The organism is Methanoculleus sediminis (genome assembly GCF_001017125.1).
GTDB lineage: Archaea > Halobacteriota > Methanomicrobia > Methanomicrobiales > Methanoculleaceae > Methanoculleus > Methanoculleus sediminis.
Window position 1 is genome coordinate 764,626 of sequence record NZ_JXOJ01000002.1, and the last position, 21,637, is coordinate 786,262.

Consider the following 21,637-nt stretch of genomic DNA (forward strand, 5'->3'; position numbering starts at 1 on the left):
TTTTTTTAAACCGTCTAATAAAAACCGGGCACCAGAACGTAGAGCCCCCAGCCCATGTGTTCGCGGCCGTAGCCGAAGTACTCGTCCTGGATGCGGTGGAGGTAGTCGATCATGAAGTCTCGCTCGGGATGATCGGGATGGCTGCCAAGCCAGGAGATGGCCGACTGCCAGATCCCCGACTCGTAACGATCCCAGTCGTCCGGGCTCGACCGGATGACTGCGGCGACGTCGAGCCCGGCATCCCGCACGGCACCGAGGATCTCGTACTCGGTCGAGATATCGGGCCACTCCCGGGCGAATTCCGGTGGGACGCGGTCGGATTGCCAGTAGCGGTCGCCGATGACGACGGCGCCCTCGCCGTGGACCAGATCGAGCAGCGCGTCGAGCGTCGCTGAAAACCCGCCCCGGATATGCGACGCACCGATCGAGGCGGCGCAGTCGAACGGCTCGTCGGGGACGTAACTGCGGGCGTCCATGCACCGGACGGCGATCCGTTCACCGAGCCCCGCCGCCCGGAACGTCTCCTCCGCCCGCCGGCAGGCATCCTCGCGAGTCTCGATCCCGAGGCCGGATATCCCGTACTCGCGCCCCCAGAGAGCGAGTATCGTCCCGTTTCCGCACCCGACCTCCACGGCGCGGGAGCCCTCCCGGAGCCCCGCCGCCCGCCCGGCGGCGAGGACCTTCTCCGGCGTGGTTGGGTTCATGATCGCGAGCGTTCCCTGCGTTATGCTGACGAGTTCATTGTTCTCCATGATCGGCGGTCCTCCGGGCGCCCGGCCCGTCGTACAGGATACGCCTTCCCCGTTTAAATCCCTGCACTCCGATCGGCCCTGCCCGGGCCATAGCGCCGGTGCACACCTGACGGAGACGCCCAAACGTCAGCGGAAAGTCCCGCCACCAGGAGCATAAACATTATATATCGTATAGAACACCACGCACCGATACGGTATGCAGCCGGAGCAGGATATCCCGGGGAAAACCCTACAAACTCTCAAATTCCGGCCGAAGGGTATGACGATCACCGAGATCGCGAGAGCCCTCGGGGCGAACCGGAACTCGGTCTCGAAGCACCTTGAGGTGATGCAGGCGGCGGGCCAGGTCGAGGCGCGGCTCGTCGGCAACGCCAAGGTCTATTCCGTCGCGCAACGCATACCCCTCTCGGCGTTCCTCTGCTTCACGAAGAACCTGATCCTGGTTCTCGATACCGATCTCGCGATCGTTCAGGCCAACGATCGGTGTCTTGCACAGTTCGGGCGCCCAAAAGAGGAGCTCGCGGGCCAAAACATCCGCGATGCCGATCTCCCCGTCGTCTCCTCTCCCGAGGCCCTTGCCGTCGTCGAAGGGCTTGAGCGGGAGCAGGTGATCGCCGACATCGCTCACCGGCGGGATGACGGGAGCGAGTCCTTCTACCAGATGCAGGCGATCCCGACGACGTTCGAGGGCGGGGAGAAGGGGTGCACCATAGTCCTCGAGGATATCACCGAGCGGAAGCGGTATACCCGAAACATGGCGCTTCTTGCCCGGACGGCGATGGAACTCGTCGATCTGCCGCCGGTCGACATCTACCAGTACATCCTCGACCGGCTTACGGAACTCGTGCCCGGAGCATATGCTTATCTTTTCTCCTACAACGAACCCCACCAGCAGTTCGTCATGCGGGCAGTCGCCGGCGAGGGGGCCCGGGAGATGCTCGCGGAGATCCTTGGGCGGGACCCCATCGGCCTGATCATCCCGATCGCCCGGATCTTCGACACCCCGTATCACGAAACCCCCCTCTCGATACGCGGTTTGCGGGAGTACGTCTTCCGCCCTATACCGTCCTCGTGGTCGTTCTACGACCTCTGCTTCGGGGCAGTCCCGGAGGAGGTCTGCGAGGAGATCCTCACCCGGTTCGATGTCGCAAAGATGTACGTCATAGGGCTGGTCTGGCGCGAGCAACTTTTCGGGATCGCGGGTATCTTTCTCCGACCGGGAAGGGAACTCGAGAACCGGGAGACTATCGAGTCATTCACCCGGCAGGCATCCATCGCCCTCGCCCGGCGGCAGACCGCCGAACGGCTCCAGCGGAGCGAGGCGCGGTTTCGGAACATGGTCGATTCGTCTCCCTTCGGGGTCGCGCTCATCGACTGCGAGAGGCGGTTTGTCTACGTCAACCGGAGGTTCGTGGAGATCTTCGGCTACGGTCCGGACGAAGCACCCACAGTCGCAGAGTGGACCCGGTTGATCTTTCCGGATGAAGAGGCCCGGCGGGAGGCCCTCGGTGCCTGGCGATCGGATCTCGAGCGTTCGGTTCCGGGCCAGGTCAGGCCCCGGACGTTTACTGTCCGGTGCCGGGACGGCTCGAAGAAGACGGTTCTTTCCCGCTTCGTAACACTCTGCGACGGGACAGAATACTCGACCTGCGAGGATATCACCGAAGAGACGCGGGCCTACCGTCTCCTCGTCGCGGACATCGCCGACCTGCGGCGGCGGGAGCAGGAACTCCTCATCAAGGACCAGGCGATAGCCTCCACCAGGCGGGCGGTCGCCTTCCTCGACCCGGACGGGGTGGTGACCTACGCGAACGCCGCTTTTCTGGCCCTCTGGGGTTACCCGGACCCAAAAGATGTCCAGGAATCACATTTTTCCCGGTTCTGGGAGCGCCCGGATGATATCAAGGACGTCATCAACACAGTCATCGGAGGCGGATTCTGGCACGGCGAGCTTGCCGGCCTTCGGAGCGGCGGCGAGAAGTTCCGGGCGGACCTCCTCGGGACGCCGATCGTGGCCGAAGGCGGCAGGGTGATCGGGATGATGGCGGCTGCGACGTTCCGGCCGAACGGAGATTGAGAAGACGCGAAGCGTTTCCGAACGGCGACGTTCCGGGGAACAACTGTCCGTAGGATGCGATGGCCCGTAGGATGCGATGGCCCGCAGGGTGCGACGTTCCAACGGAACGGAGCATGAGAAACCCGAAGGGTTTCGGACAGGAGTTTGAGAAGACCGGGGGTCTTCGAGGAACGGAGATTGAGCACCGCCACCCCCGAGGGTATAAGAACCTATGCCCGGCAGTACCGATCTGCGGTACCGCACGGCGATTCTGGTTCGTAAAAACTTATCGGCATCCCGGGACACCCCCAATTTGCACCAGGAGGTGAAGAGATGCAGACGACCATCGAGAGGAGAGGGGTGCGGGAGGAAGACAACGCGGAGGTCCGGGAGCTGATGTACGCCATGCTCAACGGCGACACCTACACCAGCCTGCAGGCCGTCAATGCCCTCGGGGCACTCGGGGCACCGGCGGTCGGCCCGCTGGTACGGACGCTGCTTGCCGTCGACAACGACGCACGCTGGACCGTGGCGATGGCGCTCGCCCGCACCGGCGCCGAAGCGGTGGAGCCGCTCGTCGGGGTCATACTCGTTGCGGACGACGATATCAAGAATCCGGCGATCTGGGCGCTTGCCGAGATCGGCGACCAGCGGGCGGTCGACCCGCTGGTCGGCGCCCTCCGGACCAGCCGGTCCGAGTGCTGCCGCGCTCTGACCGCCGCGGCCCTGCTGAAACTCGGCGACCCCGCGGGGATTGCCGAGGTGGAGAAGGAGTTCGAACAGTCGGGCGAGGGATTCAGAGGCCTTGCTATGGAGGCCTTCGAGGGGACGTGAGGCTCCCCTCCGGGCACCTCTTTTTTTTTGGCCGCCCTCCAGAGCGGCGTTGATGGGTAACTTCTAATAGAGCCCGCAAACAAGAGATCAGTATGCAAGGGCGCCATATCCTGGTCCTGATCCTCCTTGCGGCAGCCGTCATCGCCGGAGGCTGCATGACGCCCGAGGAGGATACCACAGACGCGCAACCGGCCTCCCGGACACCCGCGCCGACGGAGGTGCAGGCAGTGGGAGGGAGCCAGCCGGCCCCAACGCCGCCCGTGCCCCCCCGCGGGAAGGATCAGCCGCAAAGCGTGGGGTTCGTCGACCCCGCGACCTACCATCTCTCGGTGACCCCGACGCCCACCACAACGATGGTGAAACCGCCGCAAGACATCCGCATATCCGAGAAGATGGTGGAGTATGCGGCGGTCTCCTGTGATGAAGGCCTTTACGGGCGCCGCGTTCTCACCACCGAGGTCTACCACATCCCGTTCCCCTACTGGGCGATCACCGTGAGCGCAACGGCGGGGACTGAATACCCCTGGCTCGCGGTGGAGATCCGCGATCCCGACGACCCGAACCGGCTCGTCGAGGAGATCCGGTACTTCCGGGGCGATATACTCGAGGTCGAGAGCAACGCTACAAGAAACAACCCCGTAGAAAAGGAGAAGACGTTCCTGATCCGGGAAGGCTACGACGACTACTACTTCGTCACCCGCTCGGAGTCACTGGAATCCTTCAAGATCGTCATCTCCGTCCCGGAGAAGTACCTCGTCTAGGCGGGGGGGAACTTCCGCCCCCTCTTCTGCGGCGCGAAGTTCGCGGTCGTAATCCGTGATCGCGGCGGCGTAATCCCGCCACGCCGCGTCCGCTTCTGCGATGTTCCGGTTTGCCGCATTATAATCCTGCACGGCGTAGGCGCCCGCGGCCGACGACCAGAACGTGAACGCACGGTTCAGGTTGTCGAGCGCCCGGACGTAAGCCGACTGTGCTCCGGCGTAGGCTTCCGGGACGGTGTCGGCCGAGACGATCCGGCGGTGGTAGGCCGTAACATCCCTGCCGTAGTTCGCGATTGCCGCAAATTCCCGCACATGGGCATCGCATTCGGCAACCGAGAGGTCGTTCGTGGGGGTGCGCATATGCGCGGTGATCTTCCCGGAGATCTGGGAGAGATCGGCCTCCGACGCCGAGACGTGGCTGTGGAACGCGGCAACCTGTTGATCTGCGGTGTAGTTGAAAAGGATCGCCCCCCCGACGAAGGCGACCACCACCACGAAGACCGCCGTCCCGGCGGCCGCGAGCGCCTTCTCCCTGGTGACTGCGATCTTCGGGAGTTTCAGATCCGGGAGTTTCGGGAGCTTCAGGCTGCCGGACGGTTCGGGGCTATCGGGGTCCATCTCACGCTCCTCCTGCCGGCAGACGGGCGGAACGGATCCGGTACTCCCCCGGCTCGGGGACGTAGCGGAGCGGGACGATCTGCGGGGTCTCCGACCGCACGCTGGGGATGCCCGTGCCGGAAGTGTCCCCGATAGCCAGCGGTCTTCCCCAGATCGCCGTGGAGCCGACCGAGACGTTCCCCCACTTAAAATCCGTCCCTTCGACGTAGTAGTAGTGCTTTCCCCCATACGTGAAGTACTTCGGCGTGTACTTCGCGTAGTAGGGGTTGAACTCGTTCATCCGGATGCCGAGGGCCATGTGATCCGAGTATCGCAGCAGCACCGTATCGTAGCCGAGGGCGTCGAGGAGCCCTCCCATCAGGATGGCTGCATCCTCGCAGTCCCCCCTCCCGTCGACGAGCATCTCGACGGGGTATTTAGGATACTCGACGCCGTCCTTCATGTATATGGCGTGACGGGGAAGGACGCCCTCGGTGTAAGAGGTCGCGTTGTCGTCCTTATCGTAGGGGATCTGCTGGACAAAGAAGACGAGGTTCATCAGCCGGAAGTAGCCCTCGTCCGGGTTGGCGGTCGGGGGCGCGATCCGGCGCGCAAGATCCTCGAGGATCGGCCGGTCGGTATCCGCAAGCGCATACCGCCCCCATGAATTATAGTCGCTGAACCGCGGAGTCCCCCGGTGCGCAAGGAAGAGCGCCTCCGGGACCGTGACCTGCGTCGTCCGGACGCCGCCGTCGATCGCCGTCCAGCGGAAATTCCGGGTGCAGGCCTCGCCGTCGTCCACGAACGGCGTCGGCGTCGGTACCGGCGCGGACGAGACGTATACGGGCGGGTCGCCGGCCGGGACCGAACCATGAGAGACGAGGCCGATCGGCTCCCCGAGGAGAGCGGGTTTCACTACGAGGGCGACGACCAGGATCACGACCGCACCCGCGATGACCGGGATAACGTCCTTCCACTCCATAGCAGAACCAGCAACAGCCTCCGGTAGAGATGTTTGCTATCCACCGTTAAAAAACGTTAACTGTTGTGCTCAGGTGGCGGATCATTCCGAAATGGCTTAATACGAGAATGAAACGTGAACGGGTGTCCGGGGCCTTCCTGCCGGAACCGGTCGGCGGGAGGGACGGCCCCCTCCGCTTTGCGCCGGCAGCGCCGCATCACCTCATTCTGGGCGCGGGGCCCGGGGGGCAGACCCCCTCGAGTCCGGCCAGCTGCTCTCCCGGCCCGGCCGCATACCTGCAGACCGAGGGGTAATACCGGGTGACGTATTCTTTGAGCATCCGGAGAGAGCAGTATTGCGGGGCAACGCTCTTGATCGACTCTTTCATCACCCGGACCCACTTGTAGGGAACGTCGTTCATCGTCCGCGAGTAGTAGAGCGGCGCAACCTCGTTCTCGATGAGATCGTAGATCGTCTCCGCATCAGCCCGGTTATCTCCCGGGGAGGCCGCGTGGCCCTCGAAACCCCAGCCGTTCCTGCCGTTGTAGCCCTCGACCCACCAGCCGTCCAGGACCGAGAGGTTCAGCACCCCGTTCATCCCTGCCTTCATACCGCTCGTGCCGCTCGCCTCCATAAGCGGGACGGGGGTGTTCATCCAGACGTCGACGCCGTGAACCATGTAACGCGCAAGCTGCTCGCCGTAGTCCTCGATAAACGCTATCCGGCCGCCGAACCGGGGATCCTGCGAGTACTGATAGATCCTTTGCAGGATCCGCTTGCCGCGCTCGTCGGCCGGGTGGGCCTTCCCGGCGAAGATGAACTGCACCGGCCTCCAGCGGTTGTTCACGATCCGATCAAGCCGATCCAGGTCCTCGAAGATGATATCCGCCCGCTTGTACTCGGCAAACCGGCGGGCAAACCCTATCGTCAGCGCCGAGGTGTCGAGCATGAGCCCCTCGGCCGCGAGATTCGCGGGTTCGTCACGGAGGTTCGCCCATTTTCGGCGTTTCCGATCCCGGATCCGGGAAAAGAGCTTCATCTTCAGCCACTGGTGCTCGCGCCAGAGCTCTTCGTCCGGGATCTCGTCGACCACCTCCCAGATGATTGGGTTGTCGTAATCCTCCCGCCAGTTCGGATAGACCGGGTCCATGTAGCGGTCGATGAGCGCCTCGATACGGTGGTTCAACCACGTCGGCACGTGAACACCGTTCGTGATGGCGTCGATCGGCACCTCTTCGGGGGCGAGGTCGGGCCAGAGAGGCTGCCACATCTCCCGGGCGACTTCGCCGTGCTTTTTGGAGACACCATTGTGGAACCGGCTCATCCGGAGCGCAAAAGCAGTCATATTGAACCCGGCACCCGGGTTGTGGGGATCGTCGCCGAGCGCCATGAACTCGTCCCAGGAAAGACCGATCGACGGGCAGTAACTCCGGAAGTACTTCGCCATCAGATCCTCGGGGAAGACGTCGTGGGCAGCCGCCACGGGGGTGTGGGTGGTGAAGACCGAGGTGCCCCGGACCTGTTCACGCGCATCATCGGGGGGCATCCCGGCCACGAGCCGCTCCCGGAGCCGCTCGAGGATGGCGAACGCGGAGTGACCTTCGTTCAGGTGCATCGCCGAGTATTCCACGCCGAGGGTATGGAGAACCTTCCTTCCGCCGATGCCGAGCACCAGTTCCTGCCGGAGCCGGCACTCGAGCTCTTTTAAGTAAAGGCGATGGGAGATGCTCCGGTTCTCGGGCTGATTCTCGTCGATATGAGTATCGAGGAGGTAGAGGGGTACCCGTCCCACCTGCACCTTCCAGACCGCGACGTAGATCGGCGGGTCGATCAGGGGCACCTTCACCACGAGCTGCTTCCCGTCGTCGCCGAGCACCCGGAGAACCGGGGCGGCGTCGCGATCCAGGATCTCGGCAACGTTCTTCTGCCACCCGTTCCCCTCGATATGCTGGTGGAGATAGCCTTCGGCGTACATGAACCCGACGGCGACCGTCGGCACGCCGAGATCGCTCGACGCCTTGACGTGGTCGCCCGCGAGGATGCCGAGCCCGCCCGCGTAGAACGGGAGCGAGTGGTGCAGCCCGAACTCGCTCGAGAGGTAGGCGATCGTCAGCGGGGTCCGCGCGGGGTAGTGCTGCGCAAACCAGCTCGTTCCCGGCACCATATACTCCCCGAACCGGTGCATGATGATGTCGTAGCGGCGGAGGTACTCCGGGTTCGTCGCCGCCCGCTCGAAGAACTTTGGTGGGGTATCGAGAAGCATCCTGACCGGATTGTGGCGGCTCATCTTCCACTCCGCCCGGTTCAGCATCTTGAAGAGCACGCTCGCCGAGGAGTGCCAGCTCCACCAGAGGTTGTACGCGAGGTCGACCAGCCCGAAGATCCGTTCCGGGACGTGAGCGAACCGGTCGTAGGGTATCTCCGTCTTCATCGCGACGGGCATTATCTGCCTCACCAGATAAGTGCTTCTGTCAGGAGGGACGGCGGGGCCGGAACCGGCTCACCGCCGCTCTTCACGCTCCATGAACTCCCTGATCTTTCGCTCCTCCCACTCCCTGCCGAAGATCCGGCCTTCGACAAAGACGCCGAACCCATGAATTACCACGCCAATCCCCCAGAAGAATGTTACCCAGTAGAACCAGAGCGAGTCAGGGCTGAAGAGCATGTTGATCCCGAAGAGGATGAGATTGACGGCGATATAGAGCACGAGGTGCTCGTAGAAATCCCGAATCTCCTTGACCCGTCTCCTCGCACGTGCATACCGATCCTGCTCGTCCATGGGATTCCGATGACCGACCAGGATACTTATACCTGCCCATGCCCCGGTGCAGCAGGTATACGACGGCCGGCAGGCTGCCTCTCACGACCTCCCGTGGTGGTGCCGGAAGAACGGCGGGGCCATAATGATTATTTTTGCAGATACGGCCCGAAGACAGCCGGAGTAAATGGAAAGGTATTATATGCACCGTTTACCGATGTTCCTTCAAGCAGAACCCGAAGGAGCGTGTCTCGCGTGCGGCAGATGATAGAGGCAACCGACCTCACGAAGAACTACGGCAACGTCACCGCGGTGAACAGGGTATCGTTCTCTGTCACGGAAGGGGAACTCTTCGGCCTGCTCGGGCCGAACGGCTCGGGCAAGACGACGATGATCCGGATGCTGACCGGGCAGATTCCGCCGACCTCCGGGTCGGCCCGGGTTATGGGGCTCGATGCGGCGAAGGATCCCATCGGGGTCCGGGGGCTCGTCGGGATCATCCCCGAGCAGGAGACGCCGCCGAGTTTTCTTACCGCCGAGGAGTACCTCCGCTTCGTGGCCGGCATCCGAAACCTCGATTCGGTGGACGAGCGGTGCGACCGCTGGTTCGACCTGCTGGAGTTCCAGGACAAGCGGGACGTCCTCTGCAAGGATCTCTCGCGGGGCACCCGGCAGAAACTGATGTTTGCGCAGGCGTTCCTCCATGAACCCGGGCTCGCCCTTATCGACGAGCCGCTGATCAACCTGGACCCCATCATGCAGCGGACGGTCAAAGACTTCCTGCAGGAGTACGTCCGCAATGGCGGGACCGTCTTCCTCTCCACCCACATCCTCGAGATCGCCGAAGAGATCTGCGACCGTATCGGGGTCATCCACAACGGCAGGCTCCTTCACTGCGGCCCGGTCGGAGACCTCGTCGGATCGGGCCGGCATCTCGAGTCCTTCTTCCTCGATCTGGTCAAGGGTGATGCCGGTGCCTGACCTCTTCCTCGCGATGATGAAGGAAGAGTGGCGGATGCACTCGACGATCTTCGGGAGCCTCGGGTTCGCCCTCTTCCCGGCGATCATCGCGATCTTTGCCCTTCTCGGATCGTTCACCCTCCCGCTCTTTGCCGACGTATTTCCCTACGACGTGGTCGCGCTCCTCGCGCACGCCCTCTTCCTGCTCATGGGCGTGATGGTGGGGTCGTTCGGCCTCATGGGCCGCGAGTTCATGAACCGGCGGTTCGGGCAGGCAAGCCTGATTGCCTACGCTTCCCGGAGCCTCCCGGTCTCCGAACGGCGGATATTCGGCGCGTTTCTCGTGAAGGATACCGTCTACTACATCCTGCTCTACGTCCTCCCCTTCGCGGCCGGGTTTGCCGCGGCGACGCCGTTCATCGGCCTCGACCCGGGCCTGGGACCCCTCGCATTCGTCTCGCTCGCGCTCGCCTTCCTCCTCGGGCTCTCCGCCGTCTGCTTCCTCTCGACCCTCTACGCACGCTCCGTCGCGCTCCTCGCCGGAACCGTCGCGGTGCTCGTGATGTTCGCGCTTGCGGCGTTCCGCCTCGGGGCGATCACCGTCTCCGCCGTCCTCCCCCCGTACGCCTTCTTCCTCGACCCCAAGGTGGAACCGCTCGCGATCTCGCTTCTCCTCATCCTGGTCCCGGCAACCGCCTCGGTGCTCTTCGTCACCGTCGACTACCCGGACCGGACGAAGCGGTTTAAAAATAGCCTCGATCCCCTCGCGGAGAGGGTCGGCACCCTCGGGAGCGCGCATTTCATCGCAAAGGACGCCCTCGACCTCCTCCGGAGCGAAGGCGGTGCCGGAAAGGTGATCTTCTCGTTCCTCCTCCCCCTCGGCCTCGTCTGGGTCTGCCTCCGGGTCCTGATCCGGTTCATCCCGGGGATCGATCCGCTGGTGGTCTTCGCGGTCCTGCTCGGGGTGATATCGGCCACCATCTACAACTGGCTGACCGAGTTCGACTCCTTCACCTCCTACGCCTTCCTGCCGGTGGAGGTCTCGGCGGTGATCGACGCGAAACTGAAGAGCTACGCCATCGCAAACCTCCTCCCGCTCGGAGTGCTCGTGCTCGCGGCGGCGACCTCCGGTGCGGCGGGGACGTTCCTCCCGGCACTTGCCGCGTTCGCCTCGGTCTCGGCCTACACCCTCGCGGTGACGCTCTACCTCACGGGGCTCCACCCGAACGTGATGCTCTACTCGGCCGGAGTCTTCCTCCGCTACCTGCTCGCGATAAGCCCGGCACTCCTGCTCCTCATCTTCGCGTCGATCGTCGACCCGGGATACGCGGCCTTAAGCCTCCTCCTCGTCGTGCCGGCGGCCCTCCTCCTTTCCCGCGGCCGGACGAAGTGGCAGGCGTGGGAGATGCCGGGATACTGACGCAACTGGAATTTTTGGGGTGGGAAGAAGATCTCGCGCGAAGACGCGAAGGCGCGAAGAGGGGACGTCAACCCATATGCTGGACTTCGCGTTCCTCGCGGCTCGAAGCCTACGGCTTCTCATGCTCCGTTCCGTTGGAACGTCGCACTTCGCGTGAGTTAACGGTGGAGGAATAGCGGCGAGATCCCATCTCACGCGAATTTCGCCGCGTCGCGTGAGCGACAGGGTGTGGCAGGGATAATTCCCGGCAATCTGGCTGCCAGCCCGTGAGGGGTATCTCACTTTCACCCCCCGCACGGCGCGGCTTTTAAACCCCTGCGGGTGACTCCGGGAGTATGCTAGAGAGAGCAGGCTACCTCCAGAACAGCAGGTGCGCCGCGGTCGACGAATGGGGGAGACCCTGCCGGATCGTCGAGATCGCCCTCGACGGCAGGCGGTTCGGAACCGGGGCCGGCGAACTCCGGCAGGCCCTCGACGGCCGGCGGCCCGCCCGGGTCAGGCTGCTTCGCGACGACTGGGGCCCGGTTCTCGGGGATACGGTCGGCCGCGCGGAGCGATCGCGGACGGGCAAAGCGGTCGTCTTCGAGCTCGTCACCGGGGAGCGCTACACGGTGCCGGCCGAGGCGCTCCGGGCCGTCCTCGCCCGTGCGGCCGCTTTTGCTCCTGTCTCGGCAATCCTTCCCGCGGGTATCCCGACTGCCCGGCAGCAGGTTCTCGTCACCGGGTAACCCCTGCCTCGCGGATCGCCGCCTCCCCCGCGTCGCGGAACGCCCGGCCGACGTTGCCCGGGCCAAGGAGGACTCCGCCGAAGATCCTTGAGACCACCAGCGCGTGGCTCCCGAGGCCGTGCTTGCGGAGCAGGTCGAGGAGGATCCTCCCCGGCCGGCCGACCTCGCCGTCGTTCCTGAACTCCTCGAGGGTACCGCACCGGAGGGCGGCACAGTGGTGGGCAGCCTTCCGGTAGGCCTCCCGGTGGCCGGCGAGAACCCCCGCGACATCCTCCGATCCGTCGACCCGGTAGAGGTGAGCGTAAAACCGCGATCGCCGGACCTCGATCACGGCGGCGCCGAGAGGCTCCGCGGTCACGCCGCAACCCGCCTCCGGGCGTACTCGTCCCAGTGCGCCTCGAGAAACCCTCTGATCCCCCGGCCGGGTTTGTAGGGCGGATATATCTTGCGGTAGGCCTCCTCGGCGTCGGCGAACCTCTCCCTCGGCAGGACGTCGGTGTAGGCCGCGAGGTAGAGGAGTCCGATCGCCGCCGACCGGGAGACGCCGAAACCGCAGTGAACCAGCACCTGCCGCCCCTCCGACAGACACCGGTCGATGAAGGCAAGAGCGGCATCGACGGCCTCCTTCGGGACGTCGGCGGGATCCTTCGCATCGACCAGGTTGAGCATCAGCCGGTTCCCCCGCCGGGCGACCAGGTGCTCGGGGTGATCCGGCGGCACCGTGCCGAGCGGCGAGTAGGTGACCGCCAGGCAGTGGTAGGGGCTCCGGCAGGCATGTACCACGCACCAGGTCTCGTGCGCCTCCACCGCGACCTCGTAGTCCTCCTGCGTCCCGATGTAGAGGTTCTGGTAGATCTCGATCATGTGCCCACCTCACCGCGCCTCGAGCGCGTACGCCGCCGCCCCGAGAAGCGGCGCCTGTCCTGCAAGGCTCGAGACGACGAGCCGGGGAAGGGCGAGGTAGCGGTCGATGAACGGCTCCATCTCCCGGATCACGATATCCCCGTAGTACCGGGCGAGCGGTCCGTCGAAGACGATCACCTCGGGGTTGTAGGCGACGATCACCGCCGAGACCCCGCGGCCGTTCATCTCCCCGAGCGCCTCCATGAAGGCGAGGGCGACGGGGTTCTCCGCCCGCGCCGCCGTAAAGATCGCCCGGGTGGAGGAGGGGTCGAAGGCCACGTGCCGGATGTCGGCCGCCTCCCGCCACGCCGCGAAGAACCCGGGAATGTTCTTTGCAGAGGCGTAGGCCTCCCAGTGGCCGGCAAACCCGCACCCGCAGACGAGGTTGTAGCGGGTATCGACGGGGATATGCCCGATCTCCCCGGCGTTCCCGCTCATCCCGAGGAGCAGGCGGCCGTTCACCACCGCGCCGCCGCCGATGCCGGTCGAGAGGGTGACGTAGACGACGTTGTCGGAGCCGCGGGCGGCGCCCGCCCACCGTTCGCCGAGGACACCGGCCCGGGCGTCGTTGATCAGGGCGACCGGTAACCCGAACCGCTCCCGGAGCGGCTCGACGATCTCCACGACCGGGAACGCGATGTTCGGGGAGTCGACGATCCACCCGCGGCCGGGGTCCAGCGGACCGGCCGACGCGACGCCGATGGCCGCGGCCTCCCGTCCTTGCGGCGACGCGAGGAGGGCTTCCACCCGGGCGGCGATCGCGGCGGTGATCACCTCCCCGGAGGGCCCCGTGGTCGGCGTCGGGACGGCGTCGTGGGCGAGCAGGGTCGCGTCGGAGCCTACCAGGGCGGCGCGGAGGTTGGTTCCGCCGAGGTCAACGGCAATCACGGTCGTCATATGGGTCACTCCTCTGGACAGCAGGTGCTTCTCTTCTCGGTTTACGCGAACCACCGGGATAAACCTTGCTTCCGGCCTGGACGGCGGATCCGGGACGCACCCCCGGCTACGGAAGTAAGGTATATCTACCTCCGGCACCCAGATTTAGGCATACCTAAAAATGATCGCCATGGAAAGAACGTTGCTTGAACTGGAGCCGGGCATGCAGGGAACCATCGCCCGATTTATCGGAAGCCCGGGCTTTGTCCGGAAACTCAGAACCATCGGAATCAGGGAAGGCAAGACCCTCACCGTCGTCACCCGCCACCCCCTCGGCGGTCCGGTGGTGATCGAAGTGGACGGCCGGGAAGTGACGCTCGGCCGCGGAATGGCCGTAAGGGTCGTCGTGGACGTTGCCGCATGAAGACCGTCGTCCTGATGGGCAACCCGAACGTCGGGAAGAGCGGGATCTTCTCGCGGCTGACCGGCACCCGGGTCATCACCTCGAACTACGCCGGGACCACCGTCGACGTCTCCCGCGGGAAACTGCATCTTCCGGACGGCCCTGCCGGGGTGATCGATGCACCCGGCACCTACTCCCTCACCCCCACGAACCCCGCCGAAGAGGTCGCCGCCGCAATCCTCGGGGAGGCCGATGTCGTCGTCAACGTCGTCGATGCGACCAACCTGGAGAGGAACCTCTACCTGACCCTTGAGACCCTGGAACGCGGGGTCCCGGCGGCCGTCGCACTCAACCTCTGGGACGAGGCCGGGCACCAGGGAATCGGGATCGACGTCGCCGGGCTTGAAGCGCTCCTCGGGGTGCCGGTCGTCCCGACCGTGGGCCTTTCCGGGGAGGGGATTCGGGAACTCGTGGGGCGGCTCGGCGAGGCACGTCCCTCGGCGACGATCCGGCCGATGAGCGAGGAGGAGCGGTGGGCGGCGGTCGGCCGGATCACCGGAGCGGTGCAGACGATCGCTCACCGGCACCACACCCTCGCCGACCGGGTTAGCGAGGCGAGCATCAGGCCGGTGACCGGGGGCCTGATCGCCATAGCCGTCATCGCCGCGGCGTTCCTGGCGGTCAGGTGGATCGGCGAAGGACTGATAGCGTTCTTCTTCGAGCCGCTCTTCGACCTCTACACCCCGATCGTCATGAGGGCGAGCGACCTCCTCGGCCCCGGGATCCTGCACGAGATCCTGATCGGGCGCCTCATCGGGGGCGAGATCGACTACGTCGAGTCGATGGGACTCCTGACGACGGGGCTGTACGTCCCGTTCGCCATGATCCTCCCCTACATCGTGGCGTTCTACCTCGTCCTCTCGATCCTCGAGGATACCGGCTACCTCCCCCGGCTCGCGACGCTGGCCGATACCTTCTTCCACCGGCTCGGGATGCACGGTTACGGCATCATCCCGGTCTTCCTCGGGTTCGGGTGCAACGTGCCGGGGGCGCTCGCCACCCGGGTGCTGGAGACGAAGAAGCAGCGGTTCATCGCCGCCACCCTCATGTCGCTTGCGATCCCGTGCATGGCGCAGATCGCGATGGTCTTCGGGGTGCTCGGGCCGTTCGGCCTCCGGTACGTGGTGATGGTCTTTGCGACCCTCGCACTCGTCTACGTCGCCGCGGGCCTGATCCTGAACCGGGTCGTGCCGGGCGAGTGCCCGGAGATATTCCTGGAGATTCCGCCCTACCGGATGCCGGATCTCCGGGCCACCGCCACGAAGACCTGGATGCGGGTGAGGGGCTTCGTCGGGGAGGCGATCCCGTACCTCTTCCTCGGTATCCTGCTCGTCAACCTGCTCTATTCGGTCGGGTTTCTCGACCTGCTCGCGGCCGCCTTCGCCCCGGTGATGGAGGCCTGGCTCGGGCTTCCCGCCGGAGCGGCCGTCGCGCTCCTCGTAGGGTTCCTCCGAAAGGATCTCGCGGTGGGGATGCTGGTGCCGCTCGGGATGAGCCCGGAACAGCTCGTGATCGCGGTGACGATGCTCACGATCTACTTCCCGTGCGTGGCGACGTTCGTGGTGCTCTTCCGGGAACTCGGGGCGCGGGGGATGCTCGCCGCCGCAGGCGTGATGGTGACGACGGCCCTCCTCGTCGGGGGCGCGCTGCGGGTGATCCTGATCGGGTTTTAAGGAGGAAGGAGAGATGCGGAAGAAGACAACGGAAGAGTACATCGAGATCATCTGCCTGCTCGAGAGGCGGGAGGGGCGGGCGCAGACCGGCAGGATAGCGGACGCGATCAACGTTAAACCGCCGTCGGTCACGGAAATGCTCCGGAAACTGGAGCGGGAGGGGCTCATCGTCTACGAGTCCTACGCGGGCGCGACGCTGACCCCGGCGGGCGAGGAAATGGCCCGCGATCTCCAGAGGCGGCACAGGACGTTTGCGGAACTGCTGGAGCTCCTGGGGGTCGAGGGAGAGACCGCGGAGACTGACGCCTGCCAGTTCGAGCACCACGTGAGCCCGGAGACGCTGGAACGCCTCAGGCTCTTTCTCGAGTTTCTGAGCAAGAGCCCGGACGGCCGGCGGTGTCTCGCGGCGTTTGGGGAGTTCCAGAAACAGGAACGGTGAGGAGGGCCCGGGTCAGACGTCCTCCCCCACCATCATGCAGGGATACTTCTCCCGCGGGTACCTGCCCTCTATCGACTCGCGGACGAACTGCTCCCTCGACGGGGCCGCAAGGAGACCGTCGTAGACCTCCTTCGGAACCCCTGCGTAACGATACGCGTCGGCACTCTCGCAGATGACGAGGAGCGCTTTTGTCGTCGGGTCGTAACCGACGGATCGTATGGCGCCGGAACGTCCGGCTGACTGTCGGGACATACGGGCGGGTTGTGGCGGGGGAAGGTGATAGCGGTTGCGGCGGGTTTCACCTGACCTTCTCGTAGGGGTAGCGCAGCCGGATGAAGTCGCCGAAATACCGGCCCTTCGACCGGGCCGCGAGCATTCCTTCGTAGACGTCGGGCGGCACCCCGACGTAGTGGTAGACCCCGCCGCTGTGGAACTCGACCTCCAGAATCTCGTCTTCCGGGTCGTAGCCGACCGACTTGATACTGGTAGACTCGACGATCTGGCGCTGCATGGGCGGGAGTAGAGGGGGTAGTGGGGATAAGAGTTGCGGGGGCATGCGCCATGGAGCGATCGGGCGGAGAATCTATGCCGTCACGGTGAAGGCCGCGAACGTCGCGAGCGCGAGAAGGGCGAGAAATGCGATCACCCCGACCGTCCAGACGACCATGAAGAGAACGACCGAGGCGAAGCGCATTTCGCGGAACGGAACGGTGCCGGCGTTCATCCGGCGTGCGGTCGCCCGGGCGTCGTAGATCGAAAAGACCCAGACGATTGCCCCGGGAATGAACATCACGAGAAGCCCCGCGAGCACCAGAAAAAGCACCAGGATACCCCTGCCCGTCTCTCCGTTATAGACCTGGCCGAGCCCCGGGAAGAGGAGGGAGAGACCCGCCGCAAAGACCGGGTTCTTCTCCTCCCGCACCGGGCCATCCCCTTCCGTCATGGTTTTCCGTACTTATCGTGCTCGCCGGGAAAAGAAGGAGGTTTCGGCTCGTCCGCCTCACGCATCCGTCAGACTCATAACCTCGCGAAGCTACCCCCCTCCGGGGAGACCCACATGGCACGAAGAGACGTAACATCGGAAGAAGCAAGGGCGATGGGCGAGCAGCTCGGGATCACCTGGGAGGAGTTCGACGTCGACCAGTTCCGGCGGGGCATGGCCGTGGAACTCGAGCACGGCCTCCGTGACCCGGCGACGAACGTCACCGACGACGACCTCTTCCTGACGGCAAAGATAGCGCTTGCGCACTTAAACGAATTTCCGGACTACTACGACCGGCTCGAGGAGATGGAAGAAGAAGCGGAAGCCTACTGGGAGGAGCAAAAAGCGCAGGCGTCGCGGACGCAATAAAGCCGGACGATCGCTTTCGGCGGAGCGATGCACAACAACTATTGCCTGCCCGCTGAAACGATAAACCATGGATCGGAGTTCGAGGGAGAACTGGATCAGGATTCGGCAACGGCGAATCGTCGACGGAAGGGAATACTACGCCGACCGGCTCTACGAGACCCAGCAGGCCGCAAAAACCTACGCCCAGCAACTGGAGCGCCGGGGAGAGGACGTACTCGTCCTCGGGTCCGCCGCCGAGGGCGGGCACCGGGGCTACGCCGTCTTCATCCAGAAATAGGGTCCCAAAGGGTTCCGAACAGGCGGGGGCGACAACAGAGTGGGGGGCGAACCCCGTCCACATTCCCCATTATTCCATCAACGGGAGGGGTGATATAATCCCCGTACCGCAGGAGTTCGTGGATTGAACCTCCCGGCTCAATGCTCCGGGGATCTCCGGATTTCCGGAGGGGCGCACCGCTCCCGCCAATCGTCACGGAGGATCCCCCAGACCTCGACGTCCTCAAAGACCCCCCACTTCCTCGCGTGCTCCCGAAGGTGCGCCTCGTGCATCATCCCGCACTTCTCCATCACCCGGCCGGATGCAGGGTTGCGGGAAAAATGCATGGCATGGATCCGGTGCAGCCCGAGGACGCGGAACCCGTACTCGATCACCGCACGGACAGCCTCGGTGGCGTATCCCCGCCCCCAGCAGGATTTCGCGATCCAGAACCCGAGTTCGCCGCGGGCGTGAGCGGTCTCGATCCGAAGACGGGCACCGCCGATGAGGGCTCCGCCCCGGGCAAGGGTGACGGCGAAGGCCGCAGCGTCGCCACGTTCGGCGCCTTCACGAAGGGAGGCGATCCAGATCTCGGCAAGGCCGTCCGGATACGGGTAGGGGAGAAGAGTCGTCGCGGAAACGGCGTAGTCTCCGCAAAGCCGCTGCACGGCACTGGCATCTGCCAGGGTATACGGCCGCAGGAGCAGGCGGTCGGTTGCGAGGACGGGAGGTTGATCCATGGACATACCTCCATGGCGCCGATCGGATATAAGTCCTGCCGCACCGCGCCCCGGCTTCCGGGGAGGGGAAGGGAAGAGAACCGCCAGGAACCGTCCCCGGGTTCCCGGGCCGATACGAACCCTGCCGTGTTTATATCTTGAGGTTCCATCCGCTTTGTTTTCGCGGATTTCAATCAATTACAGGCACCCACAAGAGCCTGTTTTCGATAAGAGTTTCTAATATACTTTCTATTTGCAAACCAGCAACCTTTATTAATTTTTGTTCTGTATTCCATCTTGCATGATCAAAGTCGCGATCAACGGGTACGGCACCATCGGCAAACGGGTCGCCGATGCGGTCGCCGCACAGCCCGATATGGAAGTCATCGGGGTCTCCAAGACGAGCGTCTCCGCCGAGGCATACATCGCGAAAGAGCGCGGGTACCCTCTCTACATCGCGGACCTCGGGAAGAAGCCGGCGTTCGAGAAGGCCGGGATCGAGGTCGCCGGCGACGTCGAAGCGATGCTCAAGGCCGCCGATATCGTCGTAGACGCCACCCCCGGCGGCGTCGGCGAGAAGAACAGGCCGATCTATGAGAAACTCGGCAAGAAAGCAATCTTTCAGGGCGGCGAAGATCACGAGGTCGCCGGGTTCTCTTTCAACGCCCACGCGAACTACAACGAGGCCGAAAACCACCAGTTCGCCCGGGTCGTCTCGTGCAACTCCACCGGGCTCGTCCGGATCATCCACGCCCTGGACCAGGCCTTCGGCGTCGCACGGGTTCGGGCGGTGATGGTCCGGCGCGGCGCGGACCCCGACGACGTGAAGCGGGGACCGATCGATGCCATCGTCCTGAACCCGGCGTCCATCCCGAGCCACCACGGCCCCGACGTCAACACCGTCCTCCCGCACATCAACATCGTCACGCTCGCGATGATCGTCCCGACGACGTTTATGCACATGCACTCGATCCAGATGGACTTAAAGAAGGAGACCACCCGCGAGGAGGTGCTGAAGGTCTTTGAGAACCACAGCCGGATCGGGCTCGTCCGCAAGACCATGGGGATCAAGAGCAACGCCCAGCTCCGGGAGTACACCCAGGACCTCGGCCGGCCGAGGACGGATCTCTGGGAGAACGGGGTCTTCGAGGAGTCGGTCTCGATCCTCGACGGTAAAGAATTCTACTGCTTCCAGGCGATCCACCAGGAGGCCGACGTCGTCCCCGAGAACATCGACTGCATCCGCGCCCTGATGGGAACGGTGAAGGATTCACAAGAGTCCATCCGGATGACCAACGAAGCGCTCGGTCTCGTCGCTATCGGATGAACGGAGAGCGGGGGAGGAAGAAGCATTAACTCCCCGGCAGACCCACTATTTTTAATGGATCCGTACGAACTGGCGACCCGGAATACCGTAGAGGTCGTCACCGACGAGGAACTGCGCGCGCTCATCGACCGTCCGGTCAGGCGGGTCTACACCGGCTACGAGCCGAGCGGAGAGATCCACCTCGGCCATATGGTGACGGTGAACAAGCTGATGGACCTGCAGCAGGCAGGGTTCGAGGTGACCGTGCTGATCGCCGACCTCCACGCGTTCTTGAACCGCAAGGGGACGATGGAAGAGATCCGGGAGACGGCCGAGTACAACCGCCTCTGCTTTGAGGGGCTCGGCCTCCGCGGCGCAAACTATGTCCTCGGCTCGGACGTGCAGCTCACGGCGGAGTACGAGCTCGCCGTCCTTGAACTCTCCCAGGCGATCACCCTCAACCGGGCGAAGAGGAGCATGGACGAGGTCGGGCGGCAGATGGATAACCCGACGGTCTCGCAGATGGTCTACCCCATCATGCAGATGGTCGATATCGCGACTCTTGGGGTGGACGCCGCCGTCGGCGGGATCGATCAGCGAAAGATTCACATGCTCGCCCGGGAACACCTCCCCTCGATCGGGTATCCGGCGCCGGTCTGCATCCATACGCCGATCATCAACGGACTCGACGGGAAGAAGATGTCGTCATCGGCCGGAAACGTCATATCGGTCGCCGATTCCGAGGAGGAGATCAAGAAGAAGATGAAGAAGGCGTTCTGCCCGCCCGAGGTCGAGAACAACCCGGTGCTCGAGATCCTGCGCTACCACGTCTTCCCCCGGGCGGATGCGGTCGCCATCCGCCGGCCCGAGAAGTTCGGCGGCGACCGGGAGTTTGCCGCCTACGAGGACCTCGAGCGTGCCTACGCCGCGGGTGAGATCCATCCGCTCGACCTCAAGACGGCCGCCGCCGACCACCTCATCGATATCCTCGCCCCCGTACACGACTACGTCTGCAGCAGGTGATCCGGCCGTGGGCCAGAGAGACGAGCACGAGCGGTTCGACCGCAAGATCGAGGCGATGGGCGTCAGGATAAAAGACGCCGATGCGGTGAAGGTACGGGACGACGTCTTCGATGAGGTCACCCTTCTCGCGCTCTACAAGCTCGTTCACAAGAAACTGATCACGGTCATCGGCGGGCCGATCAGCACCGGGAAAGAGGCGAACGTCTTCTACGGCGAACGCGACGGCCGGGGGCTTGCCATCAAGATCTACCGCATCCAGACCGCGAACTTCAAGGCGATGACCGAGTACCTGGCGGGAGACCGCCGGTTCTCGAGCGTCCGCGGGACGCGCAAGGGCCTCATCTTCGCGTGGACCAAGAAAGAGTTCAGCAACCTCGCCCGGGCACACGATGCAGGCATTCCGGCCCCCGAACCGCTCGCATTCGACCGGAACATCCTCCTGATGGAGTTCCTCGGGCGTGACGAGGTGCCGTATCCGCAGATCCGGAACGCCGAGGTCGAGGATTACGGGAAGGTATACCGCGAGATTCTCGGCTACGTGGAGCGGCTCTACCGGGAGGCGCGCCTGGTTCACGCCGACCTCTCCGAATACAATATCCTCTACCACGAGAAACCATACCTGATCGATATGGGACAGGCAGTCACCCTGGATCACCCGCGGGCGTCGGTGTTTCTGGTCCGGGATATCAAGAACCTCAATCGATATTTCTCCCGCTACTGCGACGTGGTCGACGAGGAGGAGATCATCGGAACGCTCGTCGGCACCGGACGCCGGGAGCCCTGAACACCGGAAGGAGGGAT

General features: G+C 64.4%; 26 protein-coding genes. 14 read left to right on the plus strand and 12 right to left on the minus strand.

The window, feature by feature from the left end; translation table 11 throughout:
* Nucleotides 1-14 precede the first annotated feature (14 nt).
* Nucleotides 15-752 (minus strand): SAM-dependent methyltransferase, encoded by a 738-nt coding sequence (locus tag SZ63_RS06590; protein WP_048182908.1) that lies wholly within the window; start codon nt 750-752, stop codon nt 15-17.
* 259 nt (nt 753-1,011) lie between these two features.
* Here SZ63_RS06590 and SZ63_RS06595 point away from each other — a divergent pair, with 259 nt between their 5' ends.
* The 3 genes from SZ63_RS06595 to SZ63_RS06605 all read left to right on the plus strand — a co-directional run bounded on the left by SZ63_RS06595 (nt 1,012) and on the right by SZ63_RS06605 (nt 4,403).
* Nucleotides 1,012-2,829, plus strand: a complete 1,818-nt coding sequence (locus tag SZ63_RS06595; protein WP_241481269.1) for a PAS domain S-box protein — start codon at nt 1,012-1,014, stop codon at nt 2,827-2,829.
* Nucleotides 2,830-3,141: 312 nt separating this feature from the next.
* Complete coding sequence (locus SZ63_RS06600) at nt 3,142-3,642, plus strand: HEAT repeat domain-containing protein (protein WP_048182914.1); 501 nt, start codon at nt 3,142-3,144, stop codon at nt 3,640-3,642.
* Nucleotides 3,643-3,734: 92 nt separating this feature from the next.
* Nucleotides 3,735-4,403, plus strand: coding sequence for a hypothetical protein (locus SZ63_RS06605; protein WP_048182917.1), 669 nt, complete (start codon nt 3,735-3,737; stop codon nt 4,401-4,403).
* Here SZ63_RS06605 and SZ63_RS06610 read toward each other — a convergent pair.
* From SZ63_RS06610 to SZ63_RS06625, 4 genes are all read right to left on the minus strand, one after another.
* The gene (locus tag SZ63_RS06610; protein ID WP_048182920.1) at nt 4,350-5,021 is read right to left on the minus strand and encodes a hypothetical protein; all 672 of its coding nucleotides are present in this window, start codon (nt 5,019-5,021) and stop codon (nt 4,350-4,352) included. The genes SZ63_RS06605 and SZ63_RS06610 overlap by 54 nt on opposite strands.
* Before the next feature lies 1 nt (nt 5,022).
* Nucleotides 5,023-5,982 carry a hypothetical protein gene (locus SZ63_RS06615; protein WP_048182922.1) on the minus strand — a complete coding sequence of 320 codons (960 nt, stop codon included), beginning with the start codon at nt 5,980-5,982 and terminating at the stop codon, nt 5,023-5,025.
* A gap of 196 nt (nt 5,983-6,178) precedes the next feature.
* Entirely contained in the window at nt 6,179-8,392 is a 2,214-nt protein-coding gene (gene glgP / locus SZ63_RS06620; protein ID WP_048183782.1) for an alpha-glucan family phosphorylase, read from the minus strand.
* Nucleotides 8,393-8,461: 69 nt separating this feature from the next.
* Nucleotides 8,462-8,740 (minus strand): 2TM domain-containing protein, encoded by a 279-nt coding sequence (locus tag SZ63_RS06625; RefSeq protein WP_048182925.1) that lies wholly within the window; start codon nt 8,738-8,740, stop codon nt 8,462-8,464.
* Between the two features lie 243 nt (nt 8,741-8,983).
* Between SZ63_RS06625 and SZ63_RS06630 the strand changes: the two genes are divergently transcribed.
* The 3 genes from SZ63_RS06630 (at nt 8,984) to SZ63_RS06640 (ending at nt 11,827) form a co-directional block, all read left to right on the plus strand.
* Nucleotides 8,984-9,700, plus strand: a complete 717-nt coding sequence (locus SZ63_RS06630) for an ABC transporter ATP-binding protein (RefSeq protein WP_048183785.1) — start codon at nt 8,984-8,986, stop codon at nt 9,698-9,700.
* Nucleotides 9,687-11,099, plus strand: coding sequence for a hypothetical protein (locus SZ63_RS06635; RefSeq protein WP_156168409.1), 1,413 nt, complete (start codon nt 9,687-9,689; stop codon nt 11,097-11,099). Before SZ63_RS06630 ends, SZ63_RS06635 begins: the two co-directional genes overlap by 14 nt.
* Before the next feature lie 335 nt (nt 11,100-11,434).
* The gene (locus SZ63_RS06640; protein ID WP_048182926.1) at nt 11,435-11,827 is read left to right on the plus strand and encodes a hypothetical protein; all 393 of its coding nucleotides are present in this window, start codon (nt 11,435-11,437) and stop codon (nt 11,825-11,827) included.
* Here SZ63_RS06640 and SZ63_RS06645 read toward each other — a convergent pair.
* The 3 genes from SZ63_RS06645 to SZ63_RS06655 are packed head-to-tail and all read right to left on the minus strand — an operon-like array spanning nt 11,817 to nt 13,627.
* On the minus strand, nt 11,817-12,185 hold the full coding sequence (locus SZ63_RS06645) for a YigZ family protein (protein ID WP_048182933.1): 369 nt from the start codon (nt 12,183-12,185) through the stop codon (nt 11,817-11,819). The genes SZ63_RS06640 and SZ63_RS06645 overlap by 11 nt on opposite strands.
* Entirely contained in the window at nt 12,182-12,691 is a 510-nt protein-coding gene (locus tag SZ63_RS06650) for a dual specificity protein phosphatase family protein (protein WP_048182936.1), read from the minus strand. Before SZ63_RS06650 ends, SZ63_RS06645 begins: the two co-directional genes overlap by 4 nt.
* 9 nt (nt 12,692-12,700) lie before the next feature.
* The gene (locus SZ63_RS06655; RefSeq protein ID WP_048182940.1) at nt 12,701-13,627 is read right to left on the minus strand and encodes an ROK family protein; all 927 of its coding nucleotides are present in this window, start codon (nt 13,625-13,627) and stop codon (nt 12,701-12,703) included.
* A gap of 169 nt (nt 13,628-13,796) precedes the next feature.
* On the opposite strand from SZ63_RS06655, the gene SZ63_RS06660 reads away from it, so the two are divergent.
* From SZ63_RS06660 to SZ63_RS06670, 3 genes are read left to right on the plus strand one after another with little or no spacing between them, the layout of a single operon-like run.
* Nucleotides 13,797-14,030 carry a FeoA family protein gene (locus SZ63_RS06660; protein ID WP_048183790.1) on the plus strand — a complete coding sequence of 78 codons (234 nt, stop codon included), beginning with the start codon at nt 13,797-13,799 and terminating at the stop codon, nt 14,028-14,030.
* Entirely contained in the window at nt 14,027-15,742 is a 1,716-nt protein-coding gene (locus SZ63_RS06665; protein ID WP_048182942.1) for a ferrous iron transporter B, read from the plus strand. The genes SZ63_RS06660 and SZ63_RS06665 overlap by 4 nt, the downstream gene beginning before the upstream one ends.
* Before the next feature lie 13 nt (nt 15,743-15,755).
* Nucleotides 15,756-16,181 carry a metal-dependent transcriptional regulator gene (locus tag SZ63_RS06670; protein WP_048182946.1) on the plus strand — a complete coding sequence of 142 codons (426 nt, stop codon included), beginning with the start codon at nt 15,756-15,758 and terminating at the stop codon, nt 16,179-16,181.
* A gap of 12 nt (nt 16,182-16,193) precedes the next feature.
* Here the strand turns inward: SZ63_RS06670 and SZ63_RS06675 are convergent, their stop codons facing one another.
* The 3 genes from SZ63_RS06675 to SZ63_RS12405 form a co-directional block, all read right to left on the minus strand.
* On the minus strand, nt 16,194-16,433 hold the full coding sequence (locus SZ63_RS06675) for a KTSC domain-containing protein (RefSeq protein WP_048182948.1): 240 nt from the start codon (nt 16,431-16,433) through the stop codon (nt 16,194-16,196).
* Between the two features lie 46 nt (nt 16,434-16,479).
* Nucleotides 16,480-16,692: a KTSC domain-containing protein gene (locus SZ63_RS06680; RefSeq protein ID WP_048182951.1), complete on the minus strand. Its 213-nt coding sequence runs from the start codon at nt 16,690-16,692 to the stop codon at nt 16,480-16,482.
* Between the two features lie 72 nt (nt 16,693-16,764).
* Nucleotides 16,765-17,124: a hypothetical protein gene (locus tag SZ63_RS12405; protein WP_052959079.1), complete on the minus strand. Its 360-nt coding sequence runs from the start codon at nt 17,122-17,124 to the stop codon at nt 16,765-16,767.
* 114 nt (nt 17,125-17,238) lie between these two features.
* Here SZ63_RS12405 and SZ63_RS06690 point away from each other — a divergent pair, with 114 nt between their 5' ends.
* Entirely contained in the window at nt 17,239-17,532 is a 294-nt protein-coding gene (locus SZ63_RS06690; protein WP_048182954.1) for a DUF5661 family protein, read from the plus strand.
* Between the two features lie 67 nt (nt 17,533-17,599).
* Nucleotides 17,600-17,809 (plus strand): hypothetical protein, encoded by a 210-nt coding sequence (locus tag SZ63_RS06695; protein WP_048182958.1) that lies wholly within the window; start codon nt 17,600-17,602, stop codon nt 17,807-17,809.
* Between the two features lie 137 nt (nt 17,810-17,946).
* On the opposite strand, the gene SZ63_RS06700 is transcribed toward SZ63_RS06695, so the two are convergent.
* Entirely contained in the window at nt 17,947-18,528 is a 582-nt protein-coding gene (locus tag SZ63_RS06700; RefSeq protein ID WP_052959080.1) for a GNAT family N-acetyltransferase, read from the minus strand.
* A 280-nt stretch (nt 18,529-18,808) separates the two neighbouring features.
* Here SZ63_RS06700 and SZ63_RS06705 point away from each other — a divergent pair, with 280 nt between their 5' ends.
* Genes SZ63_RS06705 through SZ63_RS06715 form a run of 3 tightly spaced genes read left to right on the plus strand, consistent with a single transcriptional unit; the run spans nt 18,809 to nt 21,620 of the window.
* Entirely contained in the window at nt 18,809-19,834 is a 1,026-nt protein-coding gene (locus SZ63_RS06705) for a type II glyceraldehyde-3-phosphate dehydrogenase (RefSeq protein ID WP_048182962.1), read from the plus strand.
* A 54-nt stretch (nt 19,835-19,888) separates the two neighbouring features.
* Nucleotides 19,889-20,836: a tyrosine--tRNA ligase gene (locus SZ63_RS06710; RefSeq protein ID WP_048182965.1), complete on the plus strand. Its 948-nt coding sequence runs from the start codon at nt 19,889-19,891 to the stop codon at nt 20,834-20,836.
* Nucleotides 20,837-20,843: 7 nt separating this feature from the next.
* Entirely contained in the window at nt 20,844-21,620 is a 777-nt protein-coding gene (locus SZ63_RS06715) for a serine protein kinase RIO (protein WP_048182968.1), read from the plus strand.
* Nucleotides 21,621-21,637 lie beyond the last annotated feature (17 nt).

Coding starts and splice junctions, on each gene's coding strand:
- SZ63_RS06630 (WP_048183785.1), top strand. CDS start 8,984: ATGATAGAGGCAACCGACCTCACGAAGAACTACGGCAACGTCACCGCG.
- SZ63_RS06650 (WP_048182936.1), bottom strand. CDS start 12,691: ATGATCGAGATCTACCAGAACCTCTACATCGGGACGCAGGAGGACTAC.
- SZ63_RS06635 (WP_156168409.1), top strand. CDS start 9,687: ATGCCGGTGCCTGACCTCTTCCTCGCGATGATGAAGGAAGAGTGGCGG.
- SZ63_RS06700 (WP_052959080.1), bottom strand. CDS start 18,528: ATGGATCAACCTCCCGTCCTCGCAACCGACCGCCTGCTCCTGCGGCCG.
- SZ63_RS06625 (WP_048182925.1), bottom strand. CDS start 8,740: ATGGACGAGCAGGATCGGTATGCACGTGCGAGGAGACGGGTCAAGGAG.
- SZ63_RS06690 (WP_048182954.1), top strand. CDS start 17,239: ATGGCACGAAGAGACGTAACATCGGAAGAAGCAAGGGCGATGGGCGAG.
- SZ63_RS06640 (WP_048182926.1), top strand. CDS start 11,435: ATGCTAGAGAGAGCAGGCTACCTCCAGAACAGCAGGTGCGCCGCGGTC.
- SZ63_RS06695 (WP_048182958.1), top strand. CDS start 17,600: ATGGATCGGAGTTCGAGGGAGAACTGGATCAGGATTCGGCAACGGCGA.
- SZ63_RS06590 (WP_048182908.1), bottom strand. CDS start 752: ATGGAGAACAATGAACTCGTCAGCATAACGCAGGGAACGCTCGCGATC.
- SZ63_RS06675 (WP_048182948.1), bottom strand. CDS start 16,433: ATGTCCCGACAGTCAGCCGGACGTTCCGGCGCCATACGATCCGTCGGT.
- SZ63_RS06605 (WP_048182917.1), top strand. CDS start 3,735: ATGCAAGGGCGCCATATCCTGGTCCTGATCCTCCTTGCGGCAGCCGTC.
- SZ63_RS06600 (WP_048182914.1), top strand. CDS start 3,142: ATGCAGACGACCATCGAGAGGAGAGGGGTGCGGGAGGAAGACAACGCG.
- SZ63_RS06705 (WP_048182962.1), top strand. CDS start 18,809: ATGATCAAAGTCGCGATCAACGGGTACGGCACCATCGGCAAACGGGTC.
- SZ63_RS12405 (WP_052959079.1), bottom strand. CDS start 17,124: ATGACGGAAGGGGATGGCCCGGTGCGGGAGGAGAAGAACCCGGTCTTT.
- SZ63_RS06680 (WP_048182951.1), bottom strand. CDS start 16,692: ATGCAGCGCCAGATCGTCGAGTCTACCAGTATCAAGTCGGTCGGCTAC.
- SZ63_RS06670 (WP_048182946.1), top strand. CDS start 15,756: ATGCGGAAGAAGACAACGGAAGAGTACATCGAGATCATCTGCCTGCTC.
- SZ63_RS06660 (WP_048183790.1), top strand. CDS start 13,797: ATGGAAAGAACGTTGCTTGAACTGGAGCCGGGCATGCAGGGAACCATC.
- glgP (WP_048183782.1), bottom strand. CDS start 8,392: ATGAAGACGGAGATACCCTACGACCGGTTCGCTCACGTCCCGGAACGG.
- SZ63_RS06665 (WP_048182942.1), top strand. CDS start 14,027: ATGAAGACCGTCGTCCTGATGGGCAACCCGAACGTCGGGAAGAGCGGG.
- SZ63_RS06710 (WP_048182965.1), top strand. CDS start 19,889: ATGGATCCGTACGAACTGGCGACCCGGAATACCGTAGAGGTCGTCACC.
- SZ63_RS06615 (WP_048182922.1), bottom strand. CDS start 5,982: ATGGAGTGGAAGGACGTTATCCCGGTCATCGCGGGTGCGGTCGTGATC.
- SZ63_RS06610 (WP_048182920.1), bottom strand. CDS start 5,021: ATGGACCCCGATAGCCCCGAACCGTCCGGCAGCCTGAAGCTCCCGAAA.
- SZ63_RS06595 (WP_241481269.1), top strand. CDS start 1,012: ATGACGATCACCGAGATCGCGAGAGCCCTCGGGGCGAACCGGAACTCG.
- SZ63_RS06655 (WP_048182940.1), bottom strand. CDS start 13,627: ATGACGACCGTGATTGCCGTTGACCTCGGCGGAACCAACCTCCGCGCC.